11 protein-coding genes are annotated in these 12,563 nt (G+C 42.2%); 7 read left to right on the forward strand and 4 right to left on the reverse strand.

What is annotated here, in order from left to right; genetic code table 11:
- Positions 1–31: 31 nt before the first annotated feature.
- The 3 genes from AAEZ22_RS13585 to trxB form a co-directional block, all read right to left on the reverse strand.
- Complete coding sequence (locus tag AAEZ22_RS13585; RefSeq protein ID WP_041454455.1) at positions 32–736, reverse strand: arginyltransferase; 705 nt, start codon at positions 734–736, stop codon at positions 32–34.
- Positions 729–1,445, reverse strand: coding sequence for a leucyl/phenylalanyl-tRNA--protein transferase (gene aat, locus AAEZ22_RS13590; RefSeq protein WP_350594947.1), 717 nt, complete (start codon positions 1,443–1,445; stop codon positions 729–731). The genes AAEZ22_RS13585 and aat overlap by 8 nt, the downstream gene beginning before the upstream one ends.
- Positions 1,446–1,542: 97 nt before the next feature.
- The gene (gene trxB / locus AAEZ22_RS13595) at positions 1,543–2,493 is read right to left on the reverse strand and encodes a thioredoxin-disulfide reductase (RefSeq protein ID WP_011328397.1); all 951 of its coding nucleotides are present in this window, start codon (positions 2,491–2,493) and stop codon (positions 1,543–1,545) included.
- 288 nt (positions 2,494–2,781) lie between these two features.
- On the opposite strand from trxB, the gene pssA reads away from it, so the two are divergent.
- A complete protein-coding gene (gene pssA / locus AAEZ22_RS13600) occupies positions 2,782–4,107 on the forward strand; it encodes a CDP-diacylglycerol--serine O-phosphatidyltransferase (protein ID WP_011328396.1) in 1,326 nt (441 codons plus the stop codon).
- 117 nt (positions 4,108–4,224) lie between these two features.
- Here pssA and ald read toward each other — a convergent pair whose 3' ends face one another.
- On the reverse strand, positions 4,225–5,346 hold the full coding sequence (gene ald / locus AAEZ22_RS13605) for an alanine dehydrogenase (RefSeq protein WP_179807343.1): 1,122 nt from the start codon (positions 5,344–5,346) through the stop codon (positions 4,225–4,227).
- 138 nt (positions 5,347–5,484) lie between these two features.
- Here ald and lrp point away from each other — a divergent pair, with 138 nt between their 5' ends.
- The 6 genes from lrp to serS all read left to right on the forward strand — a co-directional run bounded on the left by lrp (position 5,485) and on the right by serS (position 12,296).
- A complete protein-coding gene (gene lrp, locus AAEZ22_RS13610) occupies positions 5,485–5,964 on the forward strand; it encodes a leucine-responsive transcriptional regulator Lrp (RefSeq protein WP_011328394.1) in 480 nt (159 codons plus the stop codon).
- A gap of 197 nt (positions 5,965–6,161) precedes the next feature.
- Complete coding sequence (locus AAEZ22_RS13615) at positions 6,162–8,648, forward strand: DNA translocase FtsK (RefSeq protein WP_192531478.1); 2,487 nt, start codon at positions 6,162–6,164, stop codon at positions 8,646–8,648.
- Positions 8,648–9,274, forward strand: coding sequence for an outer membrane lipoprotein periplasmic chaperone LolA (lolA, locus tag AAEZ22_RS13620; RefSeq protein WP_192531479.1), 627 nt, complete (start codon positions 8,648–8,650; stop codon positions 9,272–9,274). The genes AAEZ22_RS13615 and lolA overlap by 1 nt, the downstream gene beginning before the upstream one ends.
- Positions 9,267–10,610, forward strand: coding sequence for a replication-associated recombination protein A (locus AAEZ22_RS13625; RefSeq protein WP_192531480.1), 1,344 nt, complete (start codon positions 9,267–9,269; stop codon positions 10,608–10,610). Before lolA ends, AAEZ22_RS13625 begins: the two co-directional genes overlap by 8 nt.
- Entirely contained in the window at positions 10,603–10,983 is a 381-nt protein-coding gene (gene crcB, locus AAEZ22_RS13630) for a fluoride efflux transporter CrcB (protein ID WP_041454454.1), read from the forward strand. Before AAEZ22_RS13625 ends, crcB begins: the two co-directional genes overlap by 8 nt.
- A gap of 8 nt (positions 10,984–10,991) precedes the next feature.
- The gene (serS, locus tag AAEZ22_RS13635) at positions 10,992–12,296 is read left to right on the forward strand and encodes a serine--tRNA ligase (protein ID WP_011328389.1); all 1,305 of its coding nucleotides are present in this window, start codon (positions 10,992–10,994) and stop codon (positions 12,294–12,296) included.
- Positions 12,297–12,563: the final 267 nt, after the last annotated feature.

Raw genomic sequence — 12,563 nt, forward strand, 5'->3', positions numbered from 1 at the left:
TAAGTAAAGGCGCAGCGGCTATTTTTGCAAATTAAATAGTCAACCACTGGTCTTTGACTTGTTTTTGCGCCGGTAAAAATTGCGTTTTGTAGTTCATTTTAGGACATTCGTCTATTTGGTAGCCCAAGTACACGTAGTGCTTATTTTGTGCTTTAGCAAATATTAGCTGCTGTAAAATCATCACAGTACCCAAACTATACTGCTCATAGTCGGGGTCAAAAAAAGTATAAATAGCTGAAATAGCCTTGTCCATACAATCAGTTACGGCAACCGCAACTAAATTGTCTTGATCCCAAAGTTCTATAAAAGTGATGTTTAACCAACTGCATAATAAAAAACTCTGAAACTGTGTTTTATCAGGAGGATACATACTACCGTCTTGATGGCGCAAACTAATATATTTACTGTACAGCGCGTAGTATTGCGGGCGCTCTTGGTTAGAATATTTAACTTCAAAGCGTGTTTTTGCTTTGTTTAGTTTACGTTTGTGCGATTTTGTCTCAATAAACTCTTGTGCTAATACACGTACAGAGCTACATGCGCTGCAAGTTGGACAGTGCGGGCGGTAAATTTGGTTACCGCTGCGACGAAAACCTAACGCCAGCAAAGACTCAAATTTATCGCTGCTGTAGCAACTTGGATCAAGAATGACCAATAACTGCTCTTGGCGGTTGGGTAAATAACTACAAGCAAACTCTTGGCTTAAACCAGCGCGTGCAGGAATATGTTCATTCATAAATAGCGTTAAGCTCCTGTGGTATCCACATAGCAGGGTCTACTTTATAATTTTGCGCTGCGTGTAGTTTAGCTAAAAATGCAGGGCGTGGGATCACTGTCGCCCCTAACGACATTAAATAGGGGTTTTCGAGCTGACAATCAATAAAATGCGCGTTATGGCGCTTAAGCCAATTAACCAACGCCCACATAGCCAGCTTAGAGCAGTTTGTTTGATGATGAAACATCGACTCGCCACAAAAAACACCATTTTGCATAATGCCATATAAGCCACCTGCAAGCTCTCCCTCGCGCCACACTTCTACACTATGGGCAATGCCTGCGTTATGGGCGTTAATGTACGCAGTGAGCATGTCAGAGGTGATCCACGTACCATCGGTATCAATGCGTTGCTCGCAGCATGCTTCAATCACTTCAATAAAGGCATTATTTATAGTAACGGTGACCGGGTGCTTTTTTAAATGCTTGCGCAGGCTTTTACTAATATGAAAATTATCAAGCTCTACAATGCCGCGCTCACTGGGCGACCACCACATTATTGGCTCGTCTTCGCTAAACCACGGAAATATACCATTATTATAAGCGTTATTTAGCCGCGCTAAACTTAAATCGCCACCAATAGCGAGTAAACCGTCGGGGGAGTCGAGAGCGCACTCTATAGGTGGAAATGCTATATCGGTATTACTTAGCTGGTACAGCTGCTTTTTCATACAATACTTCAATAAAAACGAATAACAAAAGTGTAACTATAATTTAGACATAAAAAAAGGCTGATTTATCAGCCTTTTTCACTAAATACTTAACTGCTTATAGATTATCTAAAAAGCGCTCAGCATCTAATGCTGCCATACAACCTGTTCCGGCTGAAGTAATTGCTTGGCGGTAAATATGATCCGACACATCACCAGCGGCAAATACGCCTGGTACGCTAGTTTGTGTAGCGTTGCCATTAAGGCCCGACTCAACAATTATATAGCCGTCTTTCATCTCTAGTTGGCCAACAAACATATCGGTATTTGGCTTATGGCCAATAGCAATAAATACGCCCGCTAGGTCTAACTCTTCGGTTGCATCAGAGTTTGCATCTTTAATACGCACACCGGTAACGCCCATTTGGTCACCTAATACTTCGTCAAGCGTACGGTTGTAATGCATTACCACATTACCGTTTGCTGCTTTTTCAGCAAGGCGGTCGGCTAGTATTTTTTCACTACGGAAACTATCACGACGGTGAATTACATGCACTTCATCGGCAATGTTAGATAAGTAAAGCGCTTCTTCAACAGCTGTGTTACCGCCGCCAACAACCGCTACTTTTTGTCCTTTATAGAAAAAACCATCACAGGTCGCACACGCAGATACGCCACGGCCTTGAAAATTTGTTTCTGACTCTAAGCCTAGGTACTTAGCAGACGCGCCTGTTGCAATGATTAGTGCGTCACAGGTGTAAGTGCCTTGGTCGCCAGTTAAAGTGAAAGGGCGTTTAGATACGTCTACTTTATTTATGTGATCAAATATAATTTCAGTTTCAAAGCGCTCAGCATGCTCTTTCATACGATCCATTAACGCAGGACCAGTTAAGCCATGCGCATCGCCAGGCCAGTTTTCTACTTCGGTAGTGGTGGTTAATTGGCCACCTTGTTGCATACCAGTAATTAATACCGGGTTTAAATTTGCGCGGGCTGCGTAAACTGCGGCAGTGTAACCAGCGGGGCCTGAGCCTAAAATAAGTAACTTACAATGTTTTGCTTCAGTCATGGTTTTTTCCTAAACGTTTAATTCACTCTGTAATGCGCTCGATTCTAAGAAAAACAAGCAGGAAGTAAACAAAATCCGTGATTAATTTTTTTAACAAATTTTAAAGCTGTGCAATATTGTGTACTTAAAATGGAGTAATTTATGTCTAATAAGTAAAATTAGTTCAATAAACAGACTAATACGCAACAAAACTGCGTTAATTCATGACCGGTTTGATTTTTTTTGATATGTTTTACCTAATTTTGATTTGTCACTGAAAGATTATGTGACCTAAGTGAATAGGCAACTATGTTATTTTGGCAGGAAAAACCCGCATTTGGGTTGACTTCAAAAGACCTTAACGTCTTAACCAATGCGCAAGAGTACCGTACGCAATTGCTACGTTTAATTGCCAACGCAAAAAAACGAATTTATATAACCACGCTTTATTTACAAGATGATGAAGCCGGACGTGAAGTTTTAGAGGCACTGCACCAGGTGTCATTAGCTAACCCAGCGCTTGAAATAAAAGTGCTGGTAGATTTTCATCGCGCGCAACGTGGCCTTATTGGTGCCGAAAAATCTGAGGGGAATGCCAGTTTATATTGTGATTACCTCGAAAAGTTTCAATCGAACGTGCAGGTATACGGTGTACCAGTAAAAGCGAAAGAGTTATTTGGCGTATTGCATTTAAAAGGTTTTGTGATTGACGACACCTTGCTTTATAGCGGCGCGAGTATAAATAATGTGTATTTAGAGTATAACGACCGTTATCGCCTCGATCGTTACTTTTTAGTTACGCAAAACGCATTGTGCGATGCTGTAATAGACTTTATTGAAACAACATTACTTAGCTCAAATGCAGTGCCGCGTATTGATAGCCGCCCGCTGCCAAAGCTTAATGACTTTAGATTAGATCAAAAGCAATTAATGCGTGATTTAAAAACAGCAAGGTATAACAGCGCCGAGCTGCATAATACTCAGTCCTTAGGTATTCGTTTGTTTTTAGGATTAGGGCGACGCAATAACGAACTTAATCGTTTAATTAAAACCATGTTTGACGCCACCGAGCAAGAGCTGGTGTTGTATACGCCTTACTTTAATTTTCCGGCGCCGTTAATGCGCTCATTACGCCGCTTATTAAAGCAAGGTAAGCAAGTCACTATTGTAGTGGGCGATAAAACGGCTAACGACTTTTATGTACCGCCTAGCGAGCCATTTAGTAAAATAGGCGCGTTGCCGTATTTATACGAAACTATTTTGCATAAATTTGTTAAAACGCAAAAACGCCATATTGATAACGGTAATTTAAACGTTTATTTATGGAAGCACGACAGTAATTCGTTTCATTTAAAAGGCATTTGTTCAGACAGAAAAGTACATTTACTCAGTGGTCATAACCTTAACCCGCGGGCGTGGGGACTAGATGTTGAAAATGGTATTTTAATTGAAGATCCACAGCAAACAATAATGCAAGATATTGACAACGAAAAGCAAGAAATTCTGCAGCACTGTCGCCGTTTAACTGGCCCAGATGATTTAGAAACCATGGACGATTATCCGCAAGCGGTTAAAAAGTTACTTGGCCAAGCAAAACGTGTAAAAGTAGATTTTATAATTAAACGTTTTATATAAGCTTATAAATTTAAAATCTATACAACAAAAAAGCAGCTAATAGCTGCTTTTTTTGTTTGCACTAATGTTTACTCTAAAGCACTCAAGTAAATTAATGCTTGAGTGCTTTACGCTAAATTAAACGTTTTCTAGCGCAGTACGAGGATCAACATATTCCATGTTAAACGCCTCAGCTACTTCTTTGTAAGTTACTTGGCCTTTTATTACGTTTAAGCCTTTTAAGAAGTGAGCGTCGTCAAGCAATGCCTTTTTATAACCTTTGTTTGCAAGGTTAATAATAAACGGCAAGGTTGCATTGTTAAGTGCAAACGTAGAAGTACGTGGCACAGCGCCCGGCATATTAGCAACACAATAGTGAACAACGTCATCAACAATGAACGTAGGATCAGCATGGGTAGTTGCTTTAGAGGTGGCAATACAGCCACCTTGGTCAATGGCAACGTCAACAATTGCAGAGCCTGGTTTCATGGCTTTAATGTGCGCAGCAGTTACTAGTTTAGGTGCAGCTGCACCTGGAATAAGTACACCACCAATTACTAAATCGGCCTCTAGTACGTGTTTTTCAAGTGCGTCGGCAGTTGAGTAAATAGCGCGTACTTTGTTGCCAAACTGTGCGTCTAGTGCGCGTAATACGTCAATGTTACGATCAAGTATTACTACGTTTGCACCTAAACCAACCGCCATAAGTGCAGCGCTACGGCCAACCATACCGCCGCCAATAATAACTACTTTAGCTGGCTCAACGCCCGGTACGCCACCAAGTAACATACCACTGCCTTTATTTATTTTTTCAAGCGCTTGTGCGCCTGCTTGAATAGACATACGACCTGCTACTTCACTCATAGGAGCTAAAAGAGGAAGGCCACCGCGAGAGTCTGTGACTGTTTCGTATGCAATACAAATTGCTTTGCTTTTAACTAGGTCTTCAGTTTGTGGTAAATCAGGGGCAAGGTGTAAGTAAGTGAAAAGAATTTGATCTTCGCGCAGCATGGCACGCTCAATCGCTTGTGGTTCTTTTACTTTAATTATCATCTCGGCTTTTGCGAATACATCAGCAGGTGTTGCTAAAATTTCAGCACCGGCTTGTACGTAATCGTCGTTAGTAAAGCCAATGCCCATACCCGCATCTGTTTCCACTAATACTTGGTGGCCGTGATTAACGAGCTCACGAACACTAGCAGGAACCATACCTACGCGGTATTCATGGTTTTTAATTTCTTTAGGTACACCTATAATCATAATTTTGCCTTGTTAGAACGGGATAAGTTTTTTCACTATTATATTCATGAGTTGCTAGTGTGTCTTACCTTTTTTTTAACATATTATAGTGATAATATCTGTTTTTGGCTTTTAAACAGAATAATAAACTAGGTGAGTATGCATACACTATTAGATAGAATAGATCGCAAAATATTAGTGGAATTACAACAGGATGGGCGGTTATCTAATGTGGAACTGGCCCGACGAGTTGGCTTAAGTGCGACACCTTGTTTAGAGCGTGTAAAAAAGTTGGAGCGAGAAGGTTATATACTTGGTTACAAGGCTGTGGTCGATCCGGCTAAGCTTGGCCAAGGTTTATCGGTATACGTTGAGGTAACTATTACTAAAACATCGGCAGATGTATTTGACGAATTTAGTGCTGCAGTTAAAAAGCATAACGAAATAATAGAGTGCCATTTAGTATCGGGTAATTTTGACTTTTTACTTAAAACGCGGGTAAACGACATGTCAGAATATCGAGGAGTACTGGGCGATATACTCTTAAAGTTACCCAATGTTAGCGAAAGTCGTACTTATGTAGTAATGGAAGAAGTAAAAGGCGAGGAAGGCGTAATTATTCGCCCCTATGTTGCTTAAGCTGATTTACAATATGTGTGTTATTTATAGGCTAATATAGTAATTTATAATTAGTTTCGCATAATATAAGTTTAAATTATAAAAACTTGTTCATAATCAGGCCATCAAGGTTAAGATAAAGTGCAACAAAATACATTTCCTGCTAAGGTATTCCACTGCTAAGTGAGTGTAAAAATAATAAAGAGGAATAGGGAATTATGCGCCTAAACGGTGTGCAAAGGCTATTAGAAACAGGGCTGATAATCAGCACTTTTACAGCAATATTTATTTTATGTGCCTTAATCAGCTTTGATCCGGCGGATGCTGCATGGTCGCAAACTAGCTTTAGCGAAGTAAAAAACATTACTGGCGCTGCGGGTGCATGGATTGCTGACATATTATTACTCACTTTTGGCTGGTTGGCTTATTTAGTACCGGCCGCAATTCAGATATTTGGTTATTTACTATTTAAACAACCGCACCGAATTTTACAACTCGACTACACCACCTTAGCATTGCGTGTTATTGGTTTTGCTTTATTTATTACCTCAGCTACCGCTATTAGCAGCATTAATTTTGATGATATTTATAACTTTTCATCAGGCGGGGTAGTGGGCGATGTGATTGAATCGGCAATGATGCCAGCATTTAACTTTACCGGTACTTCAATACTATTATTGTGCTTCTTTTTTGCCGGTTTAACATTATTAACGGGCGTTTCGTGGGTAGATTTTGTTGATTATTTAGGTGATTTAATCGTACGTTTTTATCGTTACATTAGCAATTATATAAAAGGCTGGTTAAACCGAGAGCGTTTAGCAGGTAATGATAATCAGCAAATAGACGCACAATTTGAACCAGACACCAACGAGCAAGCCGATGAAACAAATACCAAAAAAGTAAATAAACAAAAATCAATTAACAAACCGCAAACGCCATTTAATGAGCCGCAAATTAGCGACGAATTTATGCCGTTTGACGAGCTAGATGATATTCTCGATCAAGAAATTGGCTTTAGCGCCATAGATGACGATCCAATGGATACAGAAGCTGCACTTAATGCACTTGATCAGAGCCCAGTAGTAGAGCCTGAAAAGCCAGTAACTACGGTAGTATCGCCAGCAAGGCCAATGAACAAGCCAAAAGCTGCGTATCAGCCGCCGCCAACAGCCAAAGAAAAATTTGAACAATTACTTAATCAAGAGCCGCCACTAGGGCCATTACCATCGCTTGATTTACTCGACAGACCCGACAAAGCTAAAAACCCTATTTCGCAAGAAGAGCTCGATACAGTATCGCGACTAGTAGAGACAAAACTGCTCGACTTTAACGTACAAGCAAAGGTTGTAGCAGTATACCCAGGGCCAGTTGTAACTCGCTTTGAGCTAGATTTAGCACCCGGCATAAAGGTGTCTAAAATTACCGGTTTAGCAAAAGATTTAGCCCGTTCGCTTTCGGCAATTAGTGTGCGCGTGGTTGAGGTTATTCCGGGAAAAACCTATGTAGGCATAGAGCTGCCTAACAAGTATCGCGAAATAGTGCGTTTATCAGAAGTAATAAACGCCCCTAAATTTGAGCAAAACCCATCACCACTCACCATGGTATTAGGTAAAGATATTGCCGGGGAGCCGGTATGTGCCGACCTTGGTAAAATGCCGCATTTATTGGTAGCCGGTACTACAGGCTCGGGTAAATCAGTGGGCGTTAATGTGATGATAGTAAGCTTACTGTACAAATCGGGGCCTGATGATGTACGTATGATCATGATTGACCCTAAAATGCTTGAACTTTCGGTATACGAAGGTATTCCGCATTTATTGTGTGAAGTAGTTACCGACATGAAAGAAGCCGCTAATGCACTGCGTTGGTGTGTAGGCGAAATGGAGCGTCGTTATAAGCTAATGTCGGCTTTGGGTGTACGTAACTTAAAAGGTTATAACCAAAAAGTACTTGAAGCCAAAGAAGCGGGCTATCCAATAATGGACCCATTATTTAAAGACACCGATGGCATGAAAGATGGCCCAGATGAGCTTGGAAAGCTACCTAGTATAGTGGTAGTAATTGACGAATTTGCCGACATGATGATGATTGTAGGTAAAAAGGTAGAAGAGCTAATTGCCCGTATTGCGCAAAAAGCACGTGCCGCAGGTATTCATTTAATACTGGCAACACAGCGCCCATCGGTAGACGTAATTACCGGTTTAATTAAAGCAAATATACCAACGCGTATGGCGTTTCAGGTATCGAGTAAAATAGATTCGCGCACTATACTTGACCAACAAGGTGCCGAAAATTTACTAGGTATGGGTGATATGTTGTATTTACCGCCAGGTACAAGTGTTCCTGAGCGTGTGCATGGCGCGTTTGTAGACGACCACGAAGTACACGCAGTAGTAAACGACTGGAAAGCCCGTGCTAAACCAAATTACATAGACGAAATACTTAATGGCGACGCGAACGAGGATATTTTATTACCGGGTGAAGCCAGCGAAAACGCAGATGAAGAAAACGATCCGCTATACGACGAAGCCGTGTCGTTTGTAATTGAAACCGGTAAAGTATCGGTGTCGTCTGTGCAACGTAAATTACGTGTTGGCTATAACCGCGCAGCACGCTTAGTAGAACAAATGGAAACATCGGGTATCGTGAGTTCAGCTGGCCACAATGGCGCTCGCGATGTATTAGTACCTAATGGAGCAAATTAATGAAAAAACTTAACACCTTATTATTAGTACTTGGCAGCTTAGTTGCTACGCCAAGCTTTGCAGACGACAGCCAAGCATTACAAGATCAACTCGCAACGCTAAAAAGCTTTAAAGCGCAGTTCTCGCAAAAAGTAACAGACAAACAAGGCCAAGCAGTAATGCAAGGCGAGGGCACGATTGCCCTGCAACAACCTATGATGATCCGCTGGCAGCAAACCAATCCAGACGATACATTATTTGTATCAAATGGGGATAAAACATATTACTTCGACAGTTTTGCCGAGCAAGTAACTATTATGCAAACTAGCAGCCTTATAGATTCAACGCCGTTTGTGTTACTTACTTCAAAAGACCCAGCGCAGTGGAAAAAATACAGCGTACTGGCTACAAATAGCGGCTTTAGCGTAACGCCAAACAAAGGCGTAGAAAGCCAAGTAGAGCAGCTAGATATAACCTTTGCTGGTAACGAGCAAGGTTTGGCTAAATTAGTGGTAACCGATAATTCAGGGCAGTTATCGTCGTTTACTTTTAATGATGCACAAGTTAATACGCTGCTTGATAAAAGCACCTTTGAATTTACGCCTCCTGAAGGTGTTGAAATAGACGATCAGAGTAACGGTGAGTAACTTAGGATTTAACTTTGGGCCCGATGTACGCCCACTCGCAGCGCGTATGCGCCCAACAACGCTTGATGAATACATTGGTCAGCAGCACTTACTCAGCGCCGATAAACCACTGCATCAGGCAATTGTTGCAGGGCGCTGCCATAGTTTAATATTGTGGGGCCCGCCGGGCGTAGGTAAAACAACGCTCGCGCAAATAATAGCTAATCATGCCGATGCTGCGCTTATTCAAATGTCGGCAGTTACTGCAGGCGTTAAAGACATTCGCGACAGCGTTACGCAGGCGCGCGAAAACCTACAAAGCCGTGGCCAACGCACCTTAATGTTTGTTGACGAAGTACACCGTTTTAATAAATCTCAGCAAGATGCATTTTTACCGCATATAGAAGACGGTACGTTTATATTTGTAGGTGCAACCACCGAAAACCCATCATTTGCACTTAACAACGCTATTTTGTCGCGGGCGCGTGTGTATGTTTTAAAATCGCTTGCCGATACAGATCTATACACAGTAATAGATCGCGCACTCAAACAAGACGAACAATTAAGCCAAAAGCACATAGTAATTGCCGACAACGCTAAAAAAGCACTGTGCCAAGCAAGTGGTGGCGATGCGCGCAAAGTACTTAACTTACTTGAGCAAGCGGTTGATTTAACCACAGAGCAAAACGGCCAATACAAGGTAGACGAGCACGTACTTAGCCAAGTGCTGCCCACACATTTAGCTAAATACGACAAAGGCGGCGATGAATTTTACGATTTAATATCGGCCTTTCATAAATCGGTACGAGGAAGCTCCCCCGATGGCGCGCTGTACTGGTATTGCCGTATTTTAGCCGGTGGGGGTGACCCTTTATATGTAGCTAGGCGATTACTTGCCATTGCTACAGAAGACATAGGCAACGCCGATCCGCGCGCTATGGAAGTGGCGCTAAACGCATGGGATATTTTTCAGCGAGTAGGCCCAAGCGAAGGCGAACGTGCAATTGCCCAAGCCACACTTTATTTAGCCAGCGCACCTAAAAGTAATGCGGTGTATATGGCGTTTAATCAAGCCAAGGCCGATGCCCAAAACGAGCCAAGTTATCCCGTGCCCGAGCATTTACGTAATGCGCCAACCAACTTAATGAAAGACTTGGGGTATGGCGCTGAGTATCGTTATGCGCACAACGAAGAAGGCGCTTTTGCTGCCGGAGAGAAGTATTTACCACCAGAAATGCAAGGTAGGGAGTATTACTCACCGAGCGATCGTGGCCTTGAGCAAAAAATTAAGCAAAAGCTCGATTACCTAAAAGAGCGCGACGCGCAAAGCCCACTTAAACGATACGAAAATGATTAAACTTTATATGATGATCGCCCTTGGCGGAGCCTCAGGAGCGTGTTTACGGTTTTTTATTAGCGAAAGCATGCTAAAACTCCTCGGTAGGGGATTCCCTTTTGGCACGTTGGCGGTTAATATTCTGGGTTCATTGTTGATGGGCATTTTGTACGGTTTACTAGATAAAGATATAATCGCCGAAAGCCCTGCTAAAGCCCTGATCGGGGTTGGCTTTTTAGGTGCGTTAACCACCTTTTCAACATTTTCAATGGATTCGCTGTTGTTGTTACAACAAGGTCACTTTATTAAAATGGCCCTCAATATCATCTTAAACGTGATGGTGTGTATTTTTATGGCTTGGCTGGGCCTTCAGCTAGTAATGCAAAAAGGTTAAAAACTAACATGTTAGATTCTAAATTTTTACGTCAAGATATCGAACAAACTGCAGCACGCTTAGCGGCTCGCGGTTACGAACTCGATGTAGCGACGGTCACGGCACTTGAAGAAAAACGCAAAACATTACAAGTAAAAACGCAAGAACTTCAAAGTCAGCGTAATGCAAGCGCAAAAGCAATTGGCCAAGCTAAAGCCAAAGGCGAAGACGCTCAACCGCTACTTGATGCAGTTGCTAACTTAGGTAGCGAGCTAGACGCAGCAAAAGCGCAGCAAGATGTAGTATTAGCCGCAATTAACGACATTGCCTTAGCAATTCCAAACTTGCCAGACGAATCAGTACCTGCAGGTAAAGACGAAGACGACAACGTTGAAATACTAACGTGGGGCACTCCTAAAAAGTTTGATTTTGACGTGAAAGATCACGTTGATGTAGGCCAAGACTTAAACGGCTTAGACTTTGAAATGGGCGTTAAAATTAGTGGCGCACGCTTTACTGTAATGCGCGGCCAAGTAGCGCGTATGCATCGTGCATTAACGCAATACATGCTAGACACCCACACAGACAAAAACGGTTACACAGAAATGTACGTACCGTACCTAGTAAATAGCGCAAGCCTTTACGGCACTAGCCAATTACCTAAGTTTGCGGGCGATTTATTCCACACGCTAGGCCTTGTAAACGACGATGGCGAACAGCAATCAGGCTTTAGCTTAATCCCTACAGCAGAAGTACCACTTACTAACAGTGCACGCGATGAAATTTACGACGAAAGCGATTTGCCAATTCGTTTAACCGCGCACACGCCATGTTTTAGAAGTGAAGCCGGCAGCTATGGTCGCGACACTCGCGGCTTAATTCGTCAGCACCAGTTTGATAAAGTAGAACTTGTACAGCTGGTAAAACCAGAAGACTCAATGGCAACGCTTGAAGAGTTAACAGGTCATGCAGAGCAAATACTACAAGAGCTTGAACTACCGTACCGTAAAGTAATTTTATGTATGGGCGACATGGGCTTTGGCTCAGCTAAAACCTACGACTTAGAAGTATGGTTACCAGCGCAAAACACCTACCGCGAAATTTCATCATGTTCAAACATGGCTGATTTTCAGGCGCGTCGTATGCAAGCACGTTTTCGCCGCGAAGGGGCTAAAAAGCCAGAGTTACTACATACACTAAATGGCTCAGGCTTAGCCGTTGGCCGTACACTAGTCGCCATACTAGAAAACTACCAACAAGCCGATGGCTCAGTAGTAGTACCAGAAGTATTACGCCCGTACATGGGTGGCCTTGAAGTGATTGGCAAGCAATAAAACGTAAGTTTTAAGCCAAGTTTTAGGCTTATGAGCTTAAAAAGAAAGCCGCTGTTAATTACAAACAGCGGCTTTTTTATTATAGGTTAAAAGTAAAAAGGTTCAGCTAATATGTAGGGCGTGCTTTAGCGCGTTACAGTTATTTGCCAAAAAATATGCGCCTGTCCTTTTTACTTGTAGCGTTTTAAATGTAAGCGCGCAATTAAACCCACATACCAATATTAATGCTACCTATGCATAATTTACTCAGCATATTAACCTGAGGTA

Source organism: Pseudoalteromonas sp. 20-MNA-CIBAN-0454 (assembly GCF_040308685.1).
Taxonomy (GTDB): domain Bacteria; phylum Pseudomonadota; class Gammaproteobacteria; order Enterobacterales; family Alteromonadaceae; genus Pseudoalteromonas; species Pseudoalteromonas nigrifaciens.

What these genes read in the sequence shown, in the direction of transcription:
- AAEZ22_RS13585 (WP_041454455.1), bottom strand. Translation starts at nt 736, where the DNA reads ATGAATGAACATATTCCTGCACGCGCTGGTTTAAGCCAAGAGTTTGCT.
- aat (WP_350594947.1), bottom strand. Translation starts at nt 1,445, where the DNA reads ATGAAAAAGCAGCTGTACCAGCTAAGTAATACCGATATAGCATTTCCA.
- trxB (WP_011328397.1), bottom strand. Translation starts at nt 2,493, where the DNA reads ATGACTGAAGCAAAACATTGTAAGTTACTTATTTTAGGCTCAGGCCCC.
- pssA (WP_011328396.1), top strand. Translation starts at nt 2,782, where the DNA reads ATGTTATTTTGGCAGGAAAAACCCGCATTTGGGTTGACTTCAAAAGAC.
- ald (WP_179807343.1), bottom strand. Translation starts at nt 5,346, where the DNA reads ATGATTATAGGTGTACCTAAAGAAATTAAAAACCATGAATACCGCGTA.
- lrp (WP_011328394.1), top strand. Translation starts at nt 5,485, where the DNA reads ATGCATACACTATTAGATAGAATAGATCGCAAAATATTAGTGGAATTA.
- AAEZ22_RS13615 (WP_192531478.1), top strand. Translation starts at nt 6,162, where the DNA reads ATGCGCCTAAACGGTGTGCAAAGGCTATTAGAAACAGGGCTGATAATC.
- lolA (WP_192531479.1), top strand. Translation starts at nt 8,648, where the DNA reads ATGAAAAAACTTAACACCTTATTATTAGTACTTGGCAGCTTAGTTGCT.
- crcB (WP_041454454.1), top strand. Translation starts at nt 10,603, where the DNA reads ATGATTAAACTTTATATGATGATCGCCCTTGGCGGAGCCTCAGGAGCG.
- serS (WP_011328389.1), top strand. Translation starts at nt 10,992, where the DNA reads ATGTTAGATTCTAAATTTTTACGTCAAGATATCGAACAAACTGCAGCA.